Annotated in this window: 21 protein-coding genes; 15 read left to right on the top strand and 6 right to left on the bottom strand. The window is 63.2% G+C overall.

Annotation, left to right across the window (positions count from 1 at the left end; all coding sequences use genetic code 11):
- Positions 1-84 precede the first annotated feature (84 nt).
- Together gluQRS and dksA are read right to left on the bottom strand one after the other, a co-directional pair.
- Complete coding sequence (gene gluQRS, locus PSEMO_RS13155; RefSeq protein ID WP_075803509.1) at positions 85-972, bottom strand: tRNA glutamyl-Q(34) synthetase GluQRS; 888 nt, start codon at positions 970-972, stop codon at positions 85-87.
- Between the two features lie 64 nt (positions 973-1036).
- Positions 1037-1483 (bottom strand): RNA polymerase-binding protein DksA, encoded by a 447-nt coding sequence (gene dksA, locus PSEMO_RS13150; RefSeq protein WP_075803508.1) that lies wholly within the window; start codon positions 1481-1483, stop codon positions 1037-1039.
- Between the two features lie 213 nt (positions 1484-1696).
- Here dksA and PSEMO_RS13145 point away from each other — a divergent pair, with 213 nt between their 5' ends.
- Both PSEMO_RS13145 and sfsA read left to right on the top strand, forming a co-directional pair.
- A complete protein-coding gene (locus PSEMO_RS13145) occupies positions 1697-2869 on the top strand; it encodes a pyridoxal phosphate-dependent aminotransferase (RefSeq protein WP_075803507.1) in 1173 nt (390 codons plus the stop codon).
- Positions 2869-3582, top strand: a complete 714-nt coding sequence (gene sfsA, locus PSEMO_RS13140) for a DNA/RNA nuclease SfsA (RefSeq protein ID WP_075803506.1) — start codon at positions 2869-2871, stop codon at positions 3580-3582. Before PSEMO_RS13145 ends, sfsA begins: the two co-directional genes overlap by 1 nt.
- Here the strand turns inward: sfsA and PSEMO_RS13135 are convergent.
- Complete coding sequence (locus PSEMO_RS13135; RefSeq protein WP_075803505.1) at positions 3572-3889, bottom strand: Rieske (2Fe-2S) protein; 318 nt, start codon at positions 3887-3889, stop codon at positions 3572-3574. The two genes, sfsA and PSEMO_RS13135, sit on opposite strands and share 11 nt — an antisense overlap.
- Positions 3890-4026: 137 nt before the next feature.
- On the opposite strand from PSEMO_RS13135, the gene PSEMO_RS13130 reads away from it, so the two are divergent.
- From PSEMO_RS13130 to PSEMO_RS13115, 4 genes are read left to right on the top strand one after another with little or no spacing between them, the layout of a single operon-like run.
- On the top strand, positions 4027-4905 hold the full coding sequence (locus PSEMO_RS13130; RefSeq protein ID WP_075803504.1) for a heme/hemin ABC transporter substrate-binding protein: 879 nt from the start codon (positions 4027-4029) through the stop codon (positions 4903-4905).
- Positions 4906-4955: 50 nt separating this feature from the next.
- On the top strand, positions 4956-5939 hold the full coding sequence (locus PSEMO_RS13125; RefSeq protein ID WP_178391997.1) for a FecCD family ABC transporter permease: 984 nt from the start codon (positions 4956-4958) through the stop codon (positions 5937-5939).
- A complete protein-coding gene (locus tag PSEMO_RS13120) occupies positions 5939-6706 on the top strand; it encodes a heme ABC transporter ATP-binding protein (RefSeq protein WP_075803502.1) in 768 nt (255 codons plus the stop codon). The genes PSEMO_RS13125 and PSEMO_RS13120 overlap by 1 nt, the downstream gene beginning before the upstream one ends.
- 9 nt (positions 6707-6715) lie before the next feature.
- Entirely contained in the window at positions 6716-7615 is a 900-nt protein-coding gene (locus tag PSEMO_RS13115) for a ChaN family lipoprotein (protein WP_075803501.1), read from the top strand.
- Between the two features lie 299 nt (positions 7616-7914).
- Here PSEMO_RS13115 and PSEMO_RS13110 read toward each other — a convergent pair whose 3' ends face one another.
- The 3 genes from PSEMO_RS13110 to PSEMO_RS13100 form a co-directional block, all read right to left on the bottom strand.
- Complete coding sequence (locus tag PSEMO_RS13110) at positions 7915-8187, bottom strand: TfoX/Sxy family protein (RefSeq protein ID WP_009398805.1); 273 nt, start codon at positions 8185-8187, stop codon at positions 7915-7917.
- A 153-nt stretch (positions 8188-8340) separates the two neighbouring features.
- The gene (locus tag PSEMO_RS13105) at positions 8341-8685 is read right to left on the bottom strand and encodes a pentapeptide repeat-containing protein (RefSeq protein ID WP_075803500.1); all 345 of its coding nucleotides are present in this window, start codon (positions 8683-8685) and stop codon (positions 8341-8343) included.
- 117 nt (positions 8686-8802) lie between these two features.
- Positions 8803-10365, bottom strand: a complete 1563-nt coding sequence (locus tag PSEMO_RS13100) for a bifunctional aminoglycoside phosphotransferase/ATP-binding protein (RefSeq protein WP_075803499.1) — start codon at positions 10363-10365, stop codon at positions 8803-8805.
- 118 nt (positions 10366-10483) lie between these two features.
- Between PSEMO_RS13100 and mrcB the strand changes: the two genes are divergently transcribed.
- The 9 genes from mrcB to msrQ all read left to right on the top strand — a co-directional run bounded on the left by mrcB (position 10484) and on the right by msrQ (position 20321).
- The gene (mrcB, locus tag PSEMO_RS13095) at positions 10484-12805 is read left to right on the top strand and encodes a penicillin-binding protein 1B (protein WP_075803498.1); all 2322 of its coding nucleotides are present in this window, start codon (positions 10484-10486) and stop codon (positions 12803-12805) included.
- 25 nt (positions 12806-12830) lie between these two features.
- A complete protein-coding gene (locus PSEMO_RS13090; RefSeq protein WP_075803497.1) occupies positions 12831-13574 on the top strand; it encodes a tetratricopeptide repeat protein in 744 nt (247 codons plus the stop codon).
- Positions 13571-13903, top strand: a complete 333-nt coding sequence (locus tag PSEMO_RS13085; protein ID WP_075803496.1) for a YqcC family protein — start codon at positions 13571-13573, stop codon at positions 13901-13903. Before PSEMO_RS13090 ends, PSEMO_RS13085 begins: the two co-directional genes overlap by 4 nt.
- 424 nt (positions 13904-14327) lie before the next feature.
- Entirely contained in the window at positions 14328-16052 is a 1725-nt protein-coding gene (locus tag PSEMO_RS13080) for an acetolactate synthase 3 large subunit (protein WP_075803568.1), read from the top strand.
- 1 nt (position 16053) lies between these two features.
- Positions 16054-16545: an acetolactate synthase small subunit gene (ilvN, locus tag PSEMO_RS13075; RefSeq protein ID WP_008096911.1), complete on the top strand. Its 492-nt coding sequence runs from the start codon at positions 16054-16056 to the stop codon at positions 16543-16545.
- Between the two features lie 54 nt (positions 16546-16599).
- Complete coding sequence (gene ilvC / locus PSEMO_RS13070) at positions 16600-17616, top strand: ketol-acid reductoisomerase (protein ID WP_075803495.1); 1017 nt, start codon at positions 16600-16602, stop codon at positions 17614-17616.
- A 147-nt stretch (positions 17617-17763) separates the two neighbouring features.
- Positions 17764-18621, top strand: coding sequence for a CDP-diacylglycerol--serine O-phosphatidyltransferase (gene pssA, locus PSEMO_RS13065; RefSeq protein ID WP_009398818.1), 858 nt, complete (start codon positions 17764-17766; stop codon positions 18619-18621).
- A 66-nt stretch (positions 18622-18687) separates the two neighbouring features.
- Complete coding sequence (msrP, locus tag PSEMO_RS13060) at positions 18688-19701, top strand: protein-methionine-sulfoxide reductase catalytic subunit MsrP (RefSeq protein ID WP_075803494.1); 1014 nt, start codon at positions 18688-18690, stop codon at positions 19699-19701.
- On the top strand, positions 19701-20321 hold the full coding sequence (msrQ, locus tag PSEMO_RS13055) for a protein-methionine-sulfoxide reductase heme-binding subunit MsrQ (RefSeq protein WP_075803493.1): 621 nt from the start codon (positions 19701-19703) through the stop codon (positions 20319-20321). Before msrP ends, msrQ begins: the two co-directional genes overlap by 1 nt.
- Positions 20322-20565 lie beyond the last annotated feature (244 nt).

The raw sequence follows: 20565 nt of genomic DNA, 5'->3' as shown, positions 1-20565 counted from the left end.
CGGAAGGGCGGGCGCCTGCAAACGGGCAGGCGAATCTGGCCCAAGGGTTTGAATCTATTGGCCTTTCCGCTCCCCGGCAAACACTTAGCGCAGATCCGCTTCGGGCAAGGTCAGGCTGCGCGGAATCGCTTGCGCATCCCACTGCCGGGCAGCATGGGCCAGGACTTCGGCGGGGCGGGCCTCGGCCATCGCTGCGTCGGTCGTCTGGCCCAGCGCGCGCAGGGCCCGCAGGATCAGCGGTGACGCCTGCTCGGCCGGGAGTGGCGCCGAGCGGTAGGTCTTGCCCAGCTTGTGCCCGTCCGGCTGGATGATCAACGGCACGTGCAGGTAGCGCGGTTGCGACAGGCCCAGCAACTCCTGGAGGTAGAGCTGGCGCGGGGTGTTGTCCAGCAGGTCGGCGCCGCGCACGATGTCGGTCACGCCTTGCCAGGCGTCATCCAGCACCACGGCCAGTTGGTAGGCGTAGAGGCCGTCGCGGCGGCGGATGATGAAGTCGCCGACGTCCTTGCCCAGATGCTGCTGGAAATGCCCCTGGACGCGGTCGGTGAAGCTGTAGGTCAGTTCCGGCACGCGGATGCGAATCGCCGCGTCTTCCTGGCTGTGACCGAGATTGCGGCACAGCCCTGGGTAGATGCCGTTATAGCCTTCCAGTTGTTTGCGCGAGCAGGTGCAGGCGTAGGCCAGGCCCTGGCGGAACAGGCGGTCGATGACTTCGGCGTAGGCCTGATGGCGGTCATGCTGGTAGACCACCTCGCCGTCCCATTCCAGGCCGTAGCTTTCCAGGGTTTCGAGGATCGCCTTCTGCGCGCCGGGGGCTTCCCGGGGCGGGTCGATGTCTTCCATGCGCAGCAGCCATTGGCCGCCGACGGCGCGGGCATCGAGCCAGGAGGCGAGGGCCGCGACCAGCGAGCCGAAATGCAGGAAACCGCTGGGGGTGGGGGCGAAGCGCCCGATGTAGCGGGAGTCGGTCATGATCTGTGCAGGCTATATAAATGAAACGGGGCGCATGATGCGCCCCGTTCTGCAGGAGTCAGGATCAGCCTTTGCCGACCTGCTTTTCCTTTTTCTCGGCGAGTTCCTTGCAGTCGAAGCACAGGTCCGCGGTGGGACGGGCTTCCAGGCGGCGCAGGCCGATCTCGATGCCGCACTGCTCGCACCAGCCGTAGTCATCGTCCTGGATTTTCTGCAGGGTCTTGTCGATCTTCTTGATCAGCTTGCGCTCTCGGTCGCGGTTGCGCAGTTCCAGGGCAAACTCTTCTTCCTGGCTGGCACGGTCGGCCGGGTCGGGGAAGTTGGCGGCTTCGTCCTTCATGTGGTCCACGGTGCGGTCGACACTCAGCATCAGGTCCCGTTTCCAAGCGTCGAGCAGCTTGGTGAAGTGAGCCTTCATGGGCGCGCCCATGTACTCCTCGCCTTTGGTCTCCGCGTAAGGGTCGATACCGTACATGGAATGACCGGCTTTTTGCTTTTCTACGGTGGACATGAATAGACCGCCTCTCACTCATCTGATCCAATGCGCAGGCATGTTTCCGTATCCGGCGACCGCCGGCCCTGCGACTGCGAGCCGCCGAACTTACCAGATAGGATCGGGGTGCGCTACTCCCGGTTATCTCCGGTAGGACAGCGGGGTTTATCCATACGTTCACCGCAACGCGCGGTTAGAATCATCAGTCTAGTCCTGATTGAGAGAAGGCCAATGGCTCAGTCCTACAGTGCGCGCAGTCGCGCCATCGAACCCTTTCATGTGATGGCGTTGCTGGCGCGGGCCAATGAGTTGCAGGCCGCCGGCAACGACGTCATCCACCTGGAAATCGGCGAGCCGGATTTCACCACCGCCGCGCCCATCGTCGAAGCCGGCCAGGCCGCGCTGGCCGCCGGGCATACCCGCTACACCGCGGCCCGGGGGCTGCCGGCGCTGCGTGAGGCGATCTCCGGGTTCTATGAGCAGCGCTACGGGCTGAACATCGATCCCCAGCGCATTCTCATCACCCCGGGCGGTTCCGGCGCGCTGCTGCTGACCAGCAGCCTGCTGGTGGACCCAGGCAAGCACTGGCTGCTGGCCGACCCGGGGTATCCGTGCAACCGGCATTTCCTGCGCCTGGTCGAAGGTGGCGCACAGCTGGTGCCGGTGGGGCCGGAGGTCAACTACCAGCTCAACGCCGACCTGGTGGAGCGCTACTGGGACCACGATACCGTCGGCGCCCTGGTGGCCTCGCCGGCCAACCCGACCGGCACCGTGCTCGACCGTGAGGCGCTGGCCGGCCTGTCCCGGGCAACCCGGGCGCACAACGGCCACCTGGTGGTGGACGAGATCTACCACGGCCTGACCTACGGCCTGGATGCGCCAAGCGCCCTGGAAGTCGACGACCAGGCGTTCATCCTTAATAGTTTCTCAAAATATTTCGGCATGACCGGCTGGCGCCTTGGCTGGATGGTCGCGCCACCGGCGGCCGTCCCTGAACTGGAGAAGCTGGCACAGAACCTCTATATCAGTGCCCCGAGCATGGCCCAGCATGCCGCGCTGGCCTGCTTCGAGCCGCGTACCATCGAAATCCTCGAGGAGCGCCGTGCCGAATTTGCCCGTCGTCGCGATTTCCTCCTGCCTGCCTTGCGCGAGCTGGGCTTTGGCATCAGCGTCGAGCCGCAGGGCGCCTTCTATCTTTACGCCGATATCAGCACGTTCGGTGGTGACGCCTTCGCCTTCTGCCGGCACTTCCTGGAAACCGAACATATTGCCTTTACTCCGGGCATCGATTTCGGCCGCCACCAGGCCCATCACCATGTACGTTTCGCCTACACCCAGAGCCTGCCGCGCCTGCAGGAAGCGGTGGAGCGGATTGCCCGTGGCTTGCGGAGCTGGCAAGGCTGATGGAATTTGCCCCGTTGCTCGAGCAAGCGCGCCTGCTGAAACGCTACAAGCGCTTCCTCGCCGATATCGAAACGCCCAGCGGCGAGCTGCTGACCATCCACTGCCCGAATACCGGCTCGATGCTCAATTGCATGAAGGAGGGTGGTCAGGTCTGGTTCAGCCGTTCCAGCGATCCCAAGCGCAAGTTACCGGGTACCTGGGAGATCAGTGAAACCCCGCAGGGCCGTTTGGCCTGTGTGAATACCGGGCGCGCCAACGCCATCGTCGAAGAAGCGCTGCGTGCCGGGCTGATCAGCGAGTTGGCCGGCTTCACGGCGCTGCGCAGGGAGGTGCCCTACGGCGAAGAGAAAAGCCGGATCGACTTCCAGCTGACCTACGACAGCGGCCTGGCCTACGTCGAAGTGAAAAGCGTGACCCTTGGCTTCGATGGCACCACCACGGCAGCCTTTCCGGATGCGGTGACCCAGCGCGGCGCCAAGCACCTGCGCGAGTTGGCGGCCCTGGCTCGCCAAGGCGTGCGGGCGGTGCAGCTGTATTGCGTGAACCTGACCGGTATCGAGGCGGTGCGCCCGGCCGAGGAGATCGACCCGGGCTATGCCATGGCCTTGCGTGCGGCGGTGCTCGACGGCGTCGAGGTCCTGGCCTACGGTGTAGCGCTGGACGAACACGGGGTACGGATCGACCGGCCCTTGCCGGTGTTGCTCAATCCCTGAGCCAGATGCCCTGGCTGTCCTCGTGGCAGTCCAGGGTTTCCAGCAGTTCGCCCTCGCAGGGGCCGGCAACGCATTCGCCGGTCTCGACCAGGAACAGCGCGCCATGATGAGCGCAGGCGATCAGGCTGGCGCTGCTGTCGAGAAAGTCGTTCGGCTGCCAGTTCAGCGGGATGCCACGGTGTGGGCAGCGGTTGCGGTACAGAAAGACCTGGCCCTGGCGGCGCACGCCCAGCAACTCCATGCCGGCGTGCCTGAAGCCACGGCTCTGGCCTTCGCCCAGTTCGGCAGACGTGCAGAGAAGGTGCATGGGAAACTCCGTGACAGGTGAGGTCGGCTTGACGCTCAAATGCAAATAATTATCAAATTACCGACTCGGGCCGCGTCGGGCGTCTTTATACCCTGTCCGTCATCCCCCTCCTAACACCCTGAACAGGAAGCTTCGTTATGCGCCGATGTGCCAGCCTGGTCGCCCTTTGTATCGGGCTTGTGTTCAACCCGGCCCAGGCGGAGCAACTGCCGCAGCGCTGGGTCAGCGCCGGAGGTGCGCTGAGCGAATGGATCGTCGAGCTCGGCGCAGAGCCCCGCCTGGTCGGTGTCGATACCACCAGCCAGCATCCTGAAACCCTGAAGGCGCTGCCGAGCATCGGCTATCAGCGCATGCTCTCCGCCGAGGGTGTGCTGAGCCTGCGTCCGGATGTGCTGGTGGGCACCGAGGAAATGGGCCCGCCGCCGGTGCTGGCGCAGGTTCGTGGCGCCGGGGTGCGGGTCGAGCTGTTCTCCAGCCAGGCCGATCTGGACGCCGTGCATGGCAACCTCAAGCATCTGGGCGAGCTGCTGGGCAAGCCGGAGCAGGCCGAGCAGCGCTTCGTCGCCTACCGCCAGCAACTCGACGGGCTGCAGGCGAAGATCAAGGCGGTGCAGGCTTCCGAAGAGGCACCGGGGGTGATCCTGCTGGTCGGCCATGCGGGGGCCAAGCCGATGATTGCGGGCAAGGGCACCGCCGGTGACTGGCTGATCGAGCAGGCTGGCGGGCGCAACCTTGCGACCAACGAAGGCTACAAGAACTTCTCCACGGAAACCCTGGCTGCGCTGAATCCGCAAGTGGTGGTGTTCTCCGACCGCGCCCTGACTGGCGATGCGGCGTTGCAGGCGCTGATCAAGGAAAACCCGGCATTGGCCGCGTCCCGTGCGGTACGCATGAAACGCCTGGTCGATCTTGATCCGACCTTGCTGGTCGGCGGCCTCGGTCCGCGCCTGCCAGCCAGCCTGCAAGCGCTGGCGCAGGCGTTCTATCCAGCGGCCAAGGCCCAACTCGCCCCATGACCCGACTGGTAACGCCCCGCACGCTGTTTATTGCCCTGAGTCTGTTGTGCCTGCTGGCGGTGTGGCTGTCGCTGGCCCTCGGGCCGGTCAGCCTGCCGTTGCTGGATACCTTGCGCGCTGGCCTGCGTTTGATGGGCTTGCCGGTGAATGGCGAGGGGCTGGAGCAGGCGGAACTGATCCTCGGGCAGATCCGCCTGCCGCGGACCTTGCTTGGTCTGGCGGTAGGCGCTGTACTGGCGCTGGCCGGGGTTGCGATGCAGGGACTGTTTCGCAATCCGCTGGCGGACCCGGGGCTGGTCGGGGTGTCCAGCGGTGCGGCACTGGGGGCGGCGATCGCCATTGTCGGCAGCACCTGGATTGGCGGCGTGCCGGAGGTGTTCGCACCTTATCTGCTGTCGTTGTTCGCGTTTCTCGGCGGTCTGGGCGTGACCGCGCTGGTCTACCGGCTTGGCCGCAAGGACGGGCAGACCAGCGTCGCCACCATGTTGCTGGCCGGTATCGCCCTGACTGCACTGGCCAGTTCGGCGGTCGGCCTGTTCACCTACCTGGCGGACGACGCCACCTTGCGCACCCTGACCTTCTGGAACCTCGGCAGCCTCAACGGTGCCAGTTACCAGCGCCTCTGGCCGCTGGTGCTGGTGGCGACCGGTGTCGCGCTCTGGCTGCCACGTCGGGCCGAAGCCCTGAATGCCCTGTTGCTGGGTGAGTCAGAAGCGCGCCACCTGGGCTTCGAGGTGGAAAAACTCAAGCGCGAGCTGGTGTTCTGCACGGCCCTGGGTGTCGGCGCTGCGGTGGCGGCGGCCGGGTTGATCGGCTTTATCGGCCTGGTAGTACCGCATCTGGTGCGCCTGCTGGCCGGGCCTGACCATCGCGTGCTGCTGCCTGCCTCGTTGCTGGCCGGCGCCTCGCTGCTGCTGTTCGCCGACCTGATCGCCCGCCTGGCGCTGGCGCCGGCAGAACTGCCTATCGGTATCGTCACCGCGTTCATCGGTGCGCCGTTCTTTCTCTATCTGCTATTGCGGGGGCGCGCCTGATGCTCCAGGTCCGGGATCTGCAGGTCATTCGCGGGCACAAGAGCGTGCTCGACGGTATCAGCCTCGATGTCGCGCCGGGGCAGGTGCTCGGTGTGCTCGGCCCCAACGGGGCGGGGAAAAGCACACTGCTCGGAGCCCTGTGTGGCGAGCTGACGCCGCATCGGGGGCGTGTCCTGCTGCATGACCGGCCATTGACCGACTGGGCGGGGCAGGAGCGAGCACAGCGCCTGGCAGTTTTGCCGCAGGTGTCGAGCCTCGGCTTTGCGTTCCGTGTCGAGGAAGTCGTGGGGATGGGGCGTTTACCCCATCGCACCGGGCAGGGCCGCGACCGCGAGATCGTGACCGAGGCACTGCAAGCGGCGGATGCCCTGCATCTGGCCGATCGCAGTTACCTGGCATTGTCCGGCGGCGAGCGCCAGCGGGTGCATCTGGCCCGGGTGCTGGCGCAGCTATGGCCGGGCGAGGAGGGGCGGACGCTGTTGCTCGACGAGCCGACCTCGGCCCTTGACCCGCTACACCAGCACACCACCCTGCAGGCGGTGCGCGGTTTCGCCGATCGCGGCGCGGCGGTGTTGGTGATCCTGCACGACCTGAACCTGGCCGCACGCTATTGTGATCGCATCCTGCTGCTGGAAGGCGGCCAGCCCTATGCTCTCGACGTGCCGGATACCGTGCTGCAACCGGCGGCGCTGAAGGCGGTGTTCGGCCTCGATGTGCTGGTGCAGCGTCATCCCGAGCGGGGGCATCCGCTCATCATTGCCCGATAGGAGTCGTACATGTCCCGGTCCCGCGCGTTTGGCCTCGTCTTCCTGCTGGCCTGGGGGCTGGCGGGGTGTCAGTCCACGGCCACGCCCCCCGCCTTGCCGCCGCTGCCGGCATGGCAGAGCCCGGAAGGCCGCGAACATGCCGACCTGGGGCTGATTCGCGAGACGGCCAGTGGCAAGGTGCTGACGCCGGAGCAACTGGTCCAGCGCCTGGCTGCGGCACCGCGGGTGCTGGTTGGCGAGCAGCACGACAATCCTGACCATCATGCCCTGCAACGCTGGCTGCTCCAGGCGCTGAACCAGCAGCGAGCGCAGGGCAGCGTGCTCCTGGAAATGCTCGAGCCGGTGCAGCAGGTCAAGGTGGACCTGGTGCGGCAGCAGAATCCCCTGCCCACGGACCTGGCCAAGGCCATCGACTGGCAGCAAGGCTGGGACTGGAAATTCTATGCGCCGATCATTCGTGACGCCTTTGCCGAGGACTACCCGGTGCTGGCGGCGAATCTGGATCGTGGGGAAATGTCGGCCATCTATCGCAATCCGCCGGAGCTGACGGGGGCTCGATCCACTGCGTCAGCGGTGCGCGAGGTGTTGATGGAAGAAGTGCGCAGCGGCCACTGCGGCATGCTCCCGGAAAGCCAGTTGCCGTCGATGCTTGCCGTGCAACAGCAGCGTGACCGGCGCATGGCCGAGCGCATGCTGGCCGCGCCGGCCCCGAGCCTGCTGCTGGCGGGTGGGTATCACGTGCGCAAGGATGTCGGCGCGCCGGTGCACCTGGCGGACCTGGGGGCGGAGCGGGGGACGTTGGTGTTGATGCTGGCGCAGGTTGGGGAGGAGGTCGGCCCGCAGATGGCTGATTTCGTCTGGTACACGGCGGCGCTGCCGAAGAAGGATTACTGCGCCGATCTACGCTGAGTTTTGTGCTGTTCATTCTGGCTTCATCGCTGGCAAGCCAGCTCCCACAGGGTTCGCGGTGCACGCATGACCTGTGGGAGCTGGCTTGCCAGCGATGAGGCCGGTACTGCCAACACCAATTTTCGAGCAGGCAAAAAAAGACCCGGCAAAGTGCCGGGTCAATAACCGTGATTAGCCTGATGAGGAGATAATCTGAGAGTCCGAACCAGGGGCTTTCAGCTTATCCAACCAGTCTCGCGACCAGTTGTGATAATCATAACGATTCTCATTTCGAAGTCAACCGGCCAATCCGGTTATTTTCAATTTTTTTTCCGCAGGCTCGTCGCATCGAGTTGCTGGTTCAGCGCTTCCTTGCGTTCGGCGGGGATATCGTTCCAGTGCACATCCAGCAACGCGCCTTCAATGGCGTACAGCAGCACCTTCGATGCCCGGAATCCCCGCGTGCGTACTGCCCGATAGGCATCCACCGCGCCAAGGCGGCGCAGGTCCGATGCGCTGTGGATGCCTACCGCGTGCAACCACTGCGCCGAGGTCTTGCCAAGATTCTTCAGGTGCTGGAGTTCATCGTTCATCTAGCCTCCTTGCGCCGGCTGAACGGGTCTTGTGGAGGAAGTCGTGGAATATCAATCAGCAGTGTAGCGGCACTTGGCAATAACGCGGCCTTTTGCCAGTGCCGTTGGGAATACCGCTTTGCGCGGACGTTGAGGCTGATCCTGTGGAAGGCTTTAGCGCGTGCGATAGCGCATGCGGGTACCGAATTTCACCGACATGAGAATTTCGTCGGCGCTCAGTTCAGCAGGGAAGTAGGTCCCGGAAATTTGCGCATGGGCCAGGCTGGCACCTTCAAGCGGCACATCGCGCAGGTCGAGGCCACGCAGGTCGGCAGCGCGGAAGTAGGCATCGCGGAAATCGACGCCGGCGGGGTCGAGGTCGCGCAGGTCGAGGCCGCGGAAGTCTCCACCCCGGAAATCGATGCTGGCGTCCTTGGGTTTCTCGCGGTTGAAGCCCGCGATGTCCTCGTTGCGAATCAATGCAAACAGCGAACTGTCCAGTAGCCGTGGCTGATTCATGGTGAGCGCCTCGTGATCGGTCGGAGGGAGGTGGCCGGATACTGGCATTATAGTGTCACTGCCTCCGCAGGCAGGAGCAGAGGCGTGAAGTGTGGACTGCTTCACGCCTCCAGGGGCTTACAGGCCGGGCAGGCGCTGGCGGATCTGTTCGATCAGCTTGTCGAGGCTGTCGCTCTCGTTGGTTTCCACGCGCTTGCTGTGCAGTTGCTCGTCGGCGTCCAGGGCGTCACGGCTGGCCTGTTGCGCGGCGATCACTTCCAGGGTGGCGTCGGACGGATCGTTGCGGTCTGCCTGGCGTTGGGCCAGCCAGCTGGCGATCACCGCATCCGGCGCGTTGCAATCGAGGATCAGGAACGGCACGCCGGTTTCGCTGGCGACTTCGGCCGCAGCCTGGCGCTGTGGCTGCTTCAGGTAGGTGGCGTCGATCACCACCGGGAAGCCGGCGCGCAGGATCACCGCGGCCAACTGGTGCAGGCGCTCGTAGGTGGTCTGGCTGGCGTCGTTGCTATAGATACCGGCTTGCAGTTCGCCGGCCGCGTCGCTGGCCTGCTCGCCAAACAGGCGCTTGCGCTCCACGTCCGAACGCAGGCGGATGGCACCGAGGGCCTCGACCAGGCGCATCGCCACATGGCTCTTGCCCACGGCGGAAACACCATGGGTGATCGCCAGCAGGCGCGAAGGGATGGCGCTGTAGCTTTCCGCCAGGTTGGCGTAGTTGCGGTACTGGCGCAGGGTAGTGGCGCGCTGCACGCCGTCGGCATCGGCCGGCATGCTGAACAGCGCGACCTTGGCCCGGACCAGGGCACGGTAGGCCTTGTAGAAGTTCAGCAGTTCCAGGCCAGCGTAGTCACCGGTCAGTTCCAGGTACTGGCTGATGAAGCGTCGGGCCAGGCATTTCAGGCCGCGGTCTTCCAGGTCCATGGCCAGGAAGGCGGTATCGGCGTAGACGTCGGTCAGGCGGAACGGCTCGTTGAACTCGATGCAGTCGAAGATCACCACTTTGCCGTCGATGACGGTGGCATTGCCCAGGTGGATATCGCCATGGCATTCACGGATGAAGCCCTCGGCCTTGCGCGCTTCGAGCAGCGGGTGCAGGCGGTCGAAGCTGCTGCGGGCCCAGGCCTGCAGGGCGTCGAGCTGTTGCAGGTCGGCCTTGTCGGTGAGGAACGGGCGGATCTGCTCGAAGTTCTGCTCCACCGGGGCCATCACGCTGTCCGGGGTGCCGAGCGGGTGCTCGACGGCGACGCGTGGCGCCTGCAGATGGAAGTCGGCGATCTGTTTCGCCATCTGGTCGATATGCGCGGCGGTCAGATCGCCGTTGGCCTGCAGGGTGCTGAGCATCTGCTCCTGGGGGAACTGGCGCATCTTCAGGGCGAACTCGATGGCCTCGCCTTCACCACCCAGTTGTGGCGCTTCGGCGCTGCCGGTGATCGGCAGGACTTCCAGGTACAGGTCGTCGGTCAGGCGCGTGTTCAGGCGCAGTTCTTCGTTACAGAAGTGTTCACGATCGGCCAGCTCGGTGAAGTCGAGGAAGCCGAAATTCATCGGTTTCTTGACCTTGTAGGCGTAGTCGCCAGTGAGCACGACCCAGGAAATATGCGTCTCGATAACCCGGAAATCCTTCACAGGATGCGGGTACAGGGCGGGGTTCTGCAGGGCTGTGATCAGGGCTTGGCTCACGGGCGGTCCTTCCGGGGCAAATGGGATTCTAATCGGCCATTATGGCGGCAAGCATGCCGTCTGGAAACCGCCGGGGGGCGTCTGTCGATGAACGATAAAGTGCGTATAATCCGCGCCCATGACACGTACCCGATCTTCCCGTACCCCCAAAAAACAAGCGTCCGGCCGCTCTCGCGCCTGGCTCGGCTGGGTCATCAAGCTCAGCCTGGTCGGCCTTGTAGTGCTGGCCGGTTTCGCCGTCTACCTCGATGCGGTCGTCCAGGAGAAATTCTCCGGCAAGCGCTGGACCATCCCGGCCAAGGTGTATGCCCGGCCGCTGGAGCTGTTCGTCGGCCAGAAGCTGAGCAAGGAAGACTTCCTCGTCGAGCTCGATGCCCTCGGCTATCGCCGCGAAAGCGTGGCCAATGGTCCGGGCGCGGCGGCGGTGAGCGGCAATACCGTGGACCTGAACACCCGCGGCTTCCAGTTCTATGAAGGCATGGAGCCGGCGCAGAAGGTCAGTGTGCGCTTCTCCGGCGATTACGTGGCCGGCCTCAGCGCCGCCAACAACGCCAAGCTGGCGGTGGTGCGCCTGGAGCCGCTGCTGATCGGCGGCCTGTATCCGAAGAACCTCGAAGACCGCATCCTGATCAAGCTCGACCAGGTGCCGCCATACCTGCTGGAAACCCTGGTGGCCGTGGAAGACCGCGACTTCTATCACCACTTTGGTGTGTCGCCCAAGTCCATCGCCCGTGCCGTCTGGGTCAACACCTCGTCCGGCGCCATGCGCCAGGGCGGCAGTACCCTGACCCAGCAGTTGGTGAAGAACTTCTTCCTGACCAACGAGCGCAGCCTCAGCCGCAAGCTCACCGAAGCCATGATGGCGGTGCTGCTGGAGATGCATTACGACAAGAAGGAAATCCTCGAGGCCTACCTGAACGAAGTGTTCATCGGTCAGGACGGCCAGCGCGCGGTGCACGGCTTCGGCCTCGCCAGCCAGTTCTTCTTCAGCCAGCCGCTGTCGGAGCTGAAGCTGCACCAGGTGGCCTTGCTGGTGGGCATGGTCAAGGGACCGTCCTACTACAACCCGCGGCGTTATCCGGAGCGTGCCATCCAGCGCCGCAACCTGGTGCTCGACCTGCTAGCCGAGCAGGGCGTGGCGACCCCGGAAGCGGTGGAAGCGGCGAAGAAAATGCCGCTGGGCGTGACCAAGCGCGGCAGCCTGGCCGACAGCTCGTTCCCCGGCTTCCTCGACCTGGTCAAGCGTCAGCTGCGCCAGGATTACCGCGACGAAGACCTGACCGAAGAAGGTCTGCGCATCTTCACCAGCTTCGATCCGATCCTGCAGATGAAGGCAGAGTCGTCCATGGCCGACACCTTCAAGCGCCTTGCCGGGCGCAAGGGCTCGGATGAAGTCGAAGCAGCAATGGTCGTGACCAACCCGGAAACCGGTGAGGTCCAGGCCCTGATCGGCAGTCGCCAGGCCGGTTTCGCCGGCTTCAACCGGGCCATCGACGCGGTGCGGCCGATCGGCTCGCTGGTCAAGCCGGCGGTGTACCTGACCGCGCTGGAGAAACCGAGCCAGTACACCCTCACCAGTTGGGTCCAGGACGAGCCATTCTCGGTCAAGGGCGCCGATGGCCAGGTGTGGAAACCGCAGAACTACGACCGCCGGGCCCACGGCACCATCTACCTGTACCAGGGCCTGGCCAACTCCTACAACCTGTCGACGGCCAAGCTGGGCCTGGAACTGGGTGTGCCGAATGTGCTCAAAACCATTGGCCGTCTCGGTGTCGAGGTCGACTGGCCGGCATTCCCGGCGATGCTCCTGGGCGCCGGCGGCATGTCGCCGATGCAGGTCGCGACCATGTACCAGACCCTGGCCAACGGTGGTTTCAATACGCCGATGCGCGGTATCCGCAGCGTGCTGACCGCCGAGGGCGAGCCGCTCAAGCGTTACCCGTTCCAGATCCAGCAGCGTTTCGATCCGGGCTCCATCTACCTGGTACAGAACGCCATGCAGCGGGTGATGCGTGAAGGTACCGGCCGTTCGGTGTACAGCGTGCTGCCAAGTTCGCTGAACCTGGCGGGCAAGACCGGTACCAGTAACGATTCCCGCGACAGCTGGTTCGCCGGCTTCAGCCAGGACCTGCTGGCGGTGGTCTGGCTCGGTCGTGACGACAACGGCAAGACGCCCTTTACCGGTGCCACCGGTGCCCTGCAGGTCTGGACCAGCTTCATGCGCAAGGCCGACCCGCTGCCGCTGGACATGCCGCAACCGGACAACGTGGTGCAGGCCTGGGTCGATCCGCACACTGGCCAAGGCTCCGATGCGAGCTGCCCGGGTGCGGTGCAGATGCCTTATATTCGCGGAAGCGAGCCGGTCGCGGGCACGGCCTGCGGCGGCGAACAGACCCCGGCCGATTCAGTCATGGACTGGGTCAAGGGCTGGATGAATTGATCGGCGATAGCCAAGAGGACCTGACGTGAAAAAATGGTGGTTTCCAGCCCTGACGGCGCTGGCATTGCTCAACGGCTGCGCCACCGTGCAGCGTGGTTCGATCCCGGTGGTGGACTCGGGTACCCGAGTCTCCAACAGCGAGCGTGTGCAGGCCAATCGTGGCAATACCGCGGCAGTGCGCAATGGCACCAGCCAGGCGCAATCCGTACCGCAGGACAGCGGCGTGACCGTGATGATCCCGCAAGGCAGCGGAGCCGCACCGATCCAGACCTTCCCGGCGTCTACCGCACCGTCCGGAATCAGCACCGGGCCAATCGTCCCGGGGCCGTCGACGTCGCAGCCGTACACCCCGCAAGGGAGCAGCAGCACCTACACGATGCCGTCGGCGCCGACCGGCATTCCGCGGGCCAACACCAGTTCGGGCGGCCTGTCGGCTGACGAGCAACTGGACGGTCCGGTACTCGCGCTGTTGACCACCGCCCAGCAACAGCAGGGCAGTGGCGACTACAACGGTGCTTCGTCGAGCCTGGAGCGTGCCCAGCGCATCGCCCCGCGTGAGCCGCAAGTGCTTTACCGCCTGGCCCAGGTGCGCCTGGCCCAGGGTGACGCCGCGCAATCCGAGCAACTGGCGCGTCGTGCGCTGACCTATGCGAACGGCCGACCTGACCTGCAGGCCGGGCTGTGGAACATCATCGCCCAGGCCCGCGACAAGCAGGGCGACGCTGCGGGTGCCGCTCAGGCCCGGCAGAAAGCCCAGGCGACCCTGTGATGGACCAGCGTATTCTCGATATCGCCGATCACCTGCTGCTGATCGAGCGCGAACTGCATGTCCAGGGCTGGTGGAGCGACGAGGCGCCGAGTGCCGAGGCGCTGGCCAGCACCGTGCCTTTCGCCGTCGACACAATGGGCTTCGATCAATGGCTGCAATGGATCTTCCTGCCGCGCATGAAGCAGATCCTCGAGCACGGCCTGGCATTGCCCAATGCCTCGGGCATCCTGGTCATGGCCGAGACGGTGTATGTGGATCGTCCGGAGGAAAGTCGCGAGTTACGCCGGCTGCTGGCCGAGTTCGACCAATTGATTAGTCCATCTGCCTGATTTGCTTGCCGTTTATCGACCGGGGCCGCTTTTGCGGCCCCGTTTCGTTGTGGCCGGGCCTCGGCAAGGGCAGGGCAAACGTTTCCGCCCGGCTGGCAAAGGCCCTGCGGCGGAATTTAAACGGTGAAGTCACTTGACTTGCGCAGTTCGAATCACAACAATCCGAAGTCCGCTGTAGGGGGACTGCCAGAAGCAGACCCGCTAAGCAGATCATGAGGCGCACACCCGCGCCGACCTGTTACACCCCGCAACGCGTTACCTCGCGCTGGGTGGGAAAACCCCGCAACACTTTGGGGCGCTCCCAATACTTGCTCAGTCAGTGCTGACGTAGTGGCATTTTCGTCGCTCATGCTCTGCTTGGCAGTAAACCTATTAAGACCCGTTCCGGAGCGAACGGTATTCTGGCGTTTTAGAGGTGAACAACGTGGAGCTTTTATCCGGCGCTGAAATGGTCGTCCGCTTCTTGCGTGACGAAGGCGTTAAGCACATCTATGGGTACCCTGGCGGTGCTCTCCTTCATGTTTACGATGCCCTGTTCAAAGAACCGGAAGTGCACCACATCCTGGTTCGCCACGAGCAGGCCGCTACCCATATGGCGGACGGTTATGCCCGTGCCACCGGCAAGGCCGGCGTGGTACTGGTGACCTCCGGTCCGGGCGCGACCAATGCCATCACCGGCATTGCCACCGCGTACATGGACTCCATCCCGATGGTCATCCTGTCCGGTCAGGTGCCAAGCACCATGGTCGGCACCGATGCCTTCCAGGAAACCGACATGATCGGCATTTCCCGGCCGATCGTGAAGCACAGCTTCATGATCAAGCACGCCTCGGAAATCCCCGAAGTCCTGAAAAAAGCCTTCTACCTCGCCCAGTCCGGTCGTCCGGGCCCTGTGGTCGTGGACATTCCGAAGGACATGACCAACCCGGCTGAAAAGTTCGAGTACGTCTATCCGAAGAAGGTCAAGCTGCGCTCCTACAGCCCGGCCGTCCGTGGTCACTCCGGCCAGATCCGCAAGGCTGCCGAGATGATCCTCGCGGCCAAGCGCCCGATCATCTACGCCGGTGGTGGCGTGATCCTCGGTGGTGGCGCCGAGCCGCTGACCGAACTCGCACAACTGCTGAACGTCCCGGTCACCAACACCCTGATGGGCCTCGGTGGCTATCCGGGTACCGACCGCCAGTTCATCGGCATGCTGGGCATGCACGGCAGCTACACCGCCAACCTGGCGATGCACCATGCCGACGTGATCCTCGCTGTCGGCGCGCGTTTCGACGACCGCGTGGTCAACGGCCCGGCCAAGTTCTGCCCGAGCGCCAAGATCATCCACATCGACATCGACCCGGCGTCCATCTCCAAGATGATCAAGGCCGACGTCCCGATCGTCGGTCCGGTCGAAAGCGTTCTCACCGAAATGCTCGCTGCGGTTCGCGAGATCGGTGAAAAGCCTGAGAAGGCGGCGATGGATGCCTGGTGGAAGCAGATCGAAGAATGGCGTGGCGACCGCGGCCTGTTCCCTTACGACAAGGGCGACGGCAGTGTCATCAAGCCACAGACCGTGATCGAGACCCTGTGCGAAGTCACCAAGGGCGACGCTTTCGTCACCTCCGACGTTGGCCAGCACCAGATGTTCGCGGCGCAGTACTACCGCTTCAACAAGCCGAACCGCTGGATCAACTCCGGTGGCCTGGGCACCATGGGCTTCGGTTTCCCGGCGGCCATGGGCGTCAAGCTGAACTTCCCGGAGGCTGATGTAGCCTGCGTTACCGGCGAGGGCAGCATCCAGATGAACATCCAGGAGCTGTCGACCTGCCTGCAGTACGACCTGCCGGTGAAGATCGTCAACCTGAACAACGGTGTACTGGGCATGGTTCGCCAGTGGCAGGACATGGCCTACAACAGCCGTCACTCGCATTCCTACATGGAGTCGCTGCCTGATTTCGTCAAGCTGGCCGAGGCCTATGGTCATGTGGGCATCCGCATCACCAGCCTGAAGGACCTCAAGCCCAAGCTCGAAGAAGCCTTCGCCCTCAAGGATCGCCTGGTGTTCATCGACATCCAGGTCGACAACAGCGAGCACGTCTATCCGATGCAGATCAAGGATGGTTCGATGCGCGACATGTGGCTGAGCAAGACGGAGCGGACCTGATATGCGGCACATTATTTCCCTGCTGTTGGAAAACGAACCCGGTGCCCTGTCCCGCGTCGTCGGCTTGTTCTCGCAACGCAACTACAACATCGAAAGCCTGACCGTAGCGCCGACCGAAGACCCGACCCTGTCGCGTCTGACGCTGACCACGGTCGGTCACGATGAGGTGATCGAGCAGATCACCAAGAACCTGAACAAACTGGTTGAGGTGGTCAAGCTGGTCGACCTGTCGGAAAGTGCTCACATCGAGCGCGAACTGATGCTGGTCAAGGTCAAGGCCACTGGCGCCCAGCGTGCCGAGATCAAGCGCACCACCGATATCTTCCGTGGGCAGATCGTCGACGTCAGCGCCAGCGTGTACACCGTGCAGCTGAGCGGCACCAGCGACAAGCTCGACAGCTTCATTCAGGCTATCGGCACTGCGTCCATCCTGGAAACCGTGCGTAGCGGTGTCACCGGGATTGCCCGTGGCGACAAAGTGCTGAGCATCTAACTTCTACAAAATTAGCGAATGGCCTGAACAAGGCCGAGATAACAGGGGTATTTCATGAAAGTTTTCTACGATAAAGACTGCGATCTGTCGATCATCCAGGGCAAGAAAGTTGCCATCATCGGTTACGGCTCCCAGGGCCACGCTCAAGCGTGCAACCTGAAGGACTCCGGTGTGGATGTCACCGTCGGTCTGCGTAAAGGTTCGGCTACCGTTGCCAAGGCTGAAGCCCACGGCCTGAAAGTCGCTGACGTCGCTACCGCCGTCGCTGCTGCCGACCTGGTCATGATCCTGACCCCGGACGAATTCCAGGGCACCCTGTACAAGAACGAAATCGAGCCGAACATCAAGAAGGGCGCTACCCTGGCCTTCTCCCACGGCTTCTCGATCCACTACAACCAGGTCGTTCCTCGCGCCGACCTGGACGTGATCATGATCGCGCCGAAGGCTCCAGGCCACACCGTTCGTTCCGAGTTCGTCAAGGGCGGCGGTATTCCTGACCTGATCGCTATCTACCAGGACGCTTCGGGCAATGCCAAGAACGTCGCCCTGTCCTACGCCGCTGGCGTTGGTGGCGGCCGTACCGGCATCATCGAAACCACCTTCAAGGACGAAACCGAAACCGACCTGTTCGGTGAGCAGGCCGTTCTGTGTGGTGGTACCGTCGAGCTGGTCAAAGCCGGTTTCGAAACCCTGGTCGAAGCGGGCTACGCGCCGGAAATGGCCTACTTCGAGTGCCTGCACGAGCTGAAGCTGATCGTTGACCTCATGTACGAAGGCGGCATCGCCAACATGAACTACTCGATCTCCAACAACGCCGAGTACGGTGAGTACGTCACCGGTCCGGAAGTCATCAACGAAGAATCCCGCAAGGCCATGCGCAACGCTCTGAAGCGCATCCAGGACGGCGAGTACGCGAAGATGTTCATCTCCGAAGGTGCTACCAACTACCCATCGATGACCGCCAAGCGCCGTAACAACGCCGCTCACGGCATCGAAATCATCGGCGAGCAACTGCGCTCGATGATGCCTTGGATCTCGGCAAACAAGATCGTCGACAAGACCAAGAACTGATTGTTCTTGATGCAATGAAAGCGCGGCTTCGGCCGCGTTTTTTCATTTCCGGGGTCAGGTTCTGGTATAAGCTTTCCATCCGTTTGTCGGCGAACCCTCGCCGCAAACCTTTGTCAAAACTTTCCAAACCGTTGCAAGGTAATCTCAATGAGCGAACGTCCCGAAGAGCCGAACAAGGCCTCTGACGCCGAAAGCCTGCTACCGATCGATGAGCATGTCGAAGAAGGACATGACGCCGAAGGACGCAAAGTCCGTCACCGCGGCATCTATCTGCTGCCTAACCTGTTCACCACCGCGAACCTGTTCGCCGGTTTCTACTCCATCATCAACTCGATGAGCGCCCAAAGCGCCTTGAGTGCCGGTGATCCGAAGGAGGCGAGCAAGTATTTCGCCTTTGCCGCGATCGCCATTTTCGTGGCCATGGTCCTCGATGGGCTGGATGGTCGCGTTGCGCGCATGACCAATACCCAGAGTGCCTTCGGTGCCGAGTACGACTCGCTGTCCGACATGGTCGCCTTCGGCGTGGCTCCGGCCTTGCTGGCCTTCGGCTGGGCGCTGGGTGACATGGGCAAGGTCGGCTGGATGGTCGCCTTCATCTATGTCGCCGGTGCGGCGCTGCGCCTGGCACGCTTCAATACCCAGGTCGGCAAGGCCGACAAGCGCTACTTCATCGGCCTGGCCAGTCCGGCTGCGGCGGGCGTGGTGGCCGGTACCGTGTGGGCCTTCAGCGACTTCGGTATCCAGGGCTCGAAGCTGTCGTTCCTGGTGGCGTTGCTGGTGGCCGGTGCGGGCATGTTGATGGTCAGCAACATCAAGTACAACAGCTTCAAGGAGCTGGACCTGAAGGGCCGCGTGCCGTTCGTGGCGATCCTCGCCGTGGTCCTGGTGTTCGCTGTGGTCTTCAGCGACCCGCCGCGCATCCTGCTGCTGGTGTTCCTTGCCTATGCGGCCTCTGGTCCTGCGCAATATCTGTTGCGTATGCGCCGGCGCAAAAACGTCGAGTAGGGCTGCAATATTTTCAGGACTCCGTAGTCTACTGCTGCATCTGTCCAGCGGTTCTGCGGAGTCATCATGCTGATCAAGTTCCCCCGGGCCTCCGACTGTTCCGAGTCGGAGGTCACGCCCGAGTCGCTTTACCTTTCCCGTCGTTCCCTGTTGGGTGCCTCCATGGCCGGTCTGGCCGTTGCCGGGCTGCCATCGTGGGCGCGGGCGGCCGATACATCGCGTTATGCCGATGTGCAGCCGGGTTCGCCGCCAGCCTGGTTCACCGAGAAACTGCCCGGGGTTCGCTGGCAGGCGGTGACCGTGCAGGGCGAGGCGATCACCCCGTTCAAGGACGCGACCCACTACAACAACTTCTATGAGTTCGGTACCGACAAGGGCGATCCGGCGGAAAACGCCGGCAGCCTGCCGACCTCGCCCTGGACCGTGGTCATCGACGGTGAAGTGGGCAAGCCGGGGCGTTACGCCCTGGAAGACTTCATGAAGCCGTACCAGCTGGAGGAGCGGATCTATCGCCTGCGCTGCGTGGAGGCATGGTCGATGGTCATTCCCTGGCTGGGCTTTCCGCTGTCGGCGCTGCTCAAGGCGGTCGAGCCTACGTCCAAGGCGAAGTACATCCGCTTCGAGACGCTGCAGGATCCCAAGCATATGCCCGGACAGCGCTCGGGTTTCGCCCTGATCGACTGGCCTTATGTAGAGGGGCTGCGCCTGGACGAGGCGATGAATCCGCTGGCGATTCTTGCGGTGGGCATGTACGGGCGTGAGTTGCCGAACCAGAACGGCGCGCCGCTGCGTCTCGTGGTGCCGTGGAAGTATGGCTTCAAGAGCGTGAAGTCGATTGTGCGCATCAGCCTGGTCAGCGAGCAGCCGCGAACCACCTGGGAGAAGATCGCTCCGGACGAGTATGGCTTCTATGCCAACGTCAATCCGACCGTGGATCACCCGCGCTGGACCCAGGCGCGAGAGCGGCGTCTGCCCAGCGGGCTGTTCAGCCCCAATGTGCGCGAGACGCAGATGTTCAATGGCTATGCCGATGAGGTGGCTTCGTTGTATACCGGTCTTGATCTGCGGAAGAACTATTGATGCGTTATCCCCTGTTTCGCCTGTGCATCTTTATCCTGGCAGCGGTCTGGCCGTTGCTGTGGCTGTACCAGGCCTGGATCTTTGCCCTTGGGCCGGACCCGGGCAAGGTGCTGGTCGATCGCCTGGGGCTGGGCGGGCTGATCTTCCTGCTGATCACCCTGGGCATGACGCCGTTGCAGCGCATGACCGGCTGGGCCGGCTGGATCGTGGTCCGCCGCCAGTTGGGGTTGTGGTGCTTTGCTTATATAGCCTTGCACCTGAGTGCATACCTCTTCTTTATCCTCGGGCTCGACTGGGGGCAACTCACGGTGGAGTTGCGCAAGCGTCCCTACATTATTGTCGGGGTCCTGGGCTTCCTTGGTTTGCTCGCCCTTGCTGTAACGTCCAACCGCTACAGCCAGCGCCGGCTCGGCGCGCGCTGGAAGCGCCTGCACAAGCTGGTGTACGTGATTCTCGGCTTGGGTTTGCTGCATTTCCTCTGGATCGTGCGTGCGGACCTGAAGGAGTGGAGTATCTATGCGGTCATCGGCGTAGCGCTGTTGATGCTGCGGGTGCCCGCCGTACTCCAGCGGTTACCGCGTTTTGCAGGGCGGAAAAGCGCTTCGGTAACAAAAGTTTAAATAAGTGCTTGACGCCCCATTTTATCTCTCTATAATTCGCCCCACTTCCGGCGCAGTCGGAACGGAAAACTCCTTGAGATTCAACGAGTTAGATGTTCTGGAGAGTGTAGGAAGTGCTTCGGTCTTCTCCGAAAGCGGTTGAAAAAGGTGGTTGACAGCAGGTTGTAACGCTGTAGAATTCGCCTCCCGCTAACGAGAGATCGCAGCGAGTCAAGTGGTTGAAGTTCAAAGAGAAATTCTGAAA

Source organism: Pseudomonas putida (genome assembly GCF_001941965.1).
Lineage (GTDB): Bacteria > Pseudomonadota > Gammaproteobacteria > Pseudomonadales > Pseudomonadaceae > Aquipseudomonas > Aquipseudomonas putida_L.
The sequence above is the reverse complement of the archived record's forward strand: the minus strand, read 5'-3'. Positions and strand labels throughout refer to the sequence as shown.

Bases quoted from the DNA above. Each gene is read 5' to 3' on its own strand.
- gluQRS (WP_075803509.1), bottom strand. From the start codon at position 972: ATGACCGACTCCCGCTACATCGGGCGCTTCGCCCCCACCCCCAGCGGT.
- dksA (WP_075803508.1), bottom strand. From the start codon at position 1,483: ATGTCCACCGTAGAAAAGCAAAAAGCCGGTCATTCCATGTACGGTATC.
- PSEMO_RS13145 (WP_075803507.1), top strand. From the start codon at position 1,697: ATGGCTCAGTCCTACAGTGCGCGCAGTCGCGCCATCGAACCCTTTCAT.
- sfsA (WP_075803506.1), top strand. From the start codon at position 2,869: ATGGAATTTGCCCCGTTGCTCGAGCAAGCGCGCCTGCTGAAACGCTAC.
- PSEMO_RS13135 (WP_075803505.1), bottom strand. From the start codon at position 3,889: ATGCACCTTCTCTGCACGTCTGCCGAACTGGGCGAAGGCCAGAGCCGT.
- PSEMO_RS13130 (WP_075803504.1), top strand. From the start codon at position 4,027: ATGCGCCGATGTGCCAGCCTGGTCGCCCTTTGTATCGGGCTTGTGTTC.
- PSEMO_RS13120 (WP_075803502.1), top strand. From the start codon at position 5,939: ATGCTCCAGGTCCGGGATCTGCAGGTCATTCGCGGGCACAAGAGCGTG.
- PSEMO_RS13115 (WP_075803501.1), top strand. From the start codon at position 6,716: ATGTCCCGGTCCCGCGCGTTTGGCCTCGTCTTCCTGCTGGCCTGGGGG.
- PSEMO_RS13110 (WP_009398805.1), bottom strand. From the start codon at position 8,187: ATGAACGATGAACTCCAGCACCTGAAGAATCTTGGCAAGACCTCGGCG.
- PSEMO_RS13105 (WP_075803500.1), bottom strand. From the start codon at position 8,685: ATGAATCAGCCACGGCTACTGGACAGTTCGCTGTTTGCATTGATTCGC.
- mrcB (WP_075803498.1), top strand. From the start codon at position 10,484: ATGACACGTACCCGATCTTCCCGTACCCCCAAAAAACAAGCGTCCGGC.
- ilvN (WP_008096911.1), top strand. From the start codon at position 16,054: ATGCGGCACATTATTTCCCTGCTGTTGGAAAACGAACCCGGTGCCCTG.
- ilvC (WP_075803495.1), top strand. From the start codon at position 16,600: ATGAAAGTTTTCTACGATAAAGACTGCGATCTGTCGATCATCCAGGGC.
- pssA (WP_009398818.1), top strand. From the start codon at position 17,764: ATGAGCGAACGTCCCGAAGAGCCGAACAAGGCCTCTGACGCCGAAAGC.
- msrP (WP_075803494.1), top strand. From the start codon at position 18,688: ATGCTGATCAAGTTCCCCCGGGCCTCCGACTGTTCCGAGTCGGAGGTC.
- msrQ (WP_075803493.1), top strand. From the start codon at position 19,701: ATGCGTTATCCCCTGTTTCGCCTGTGCATCTTTATCCTGGCAGCGGTC.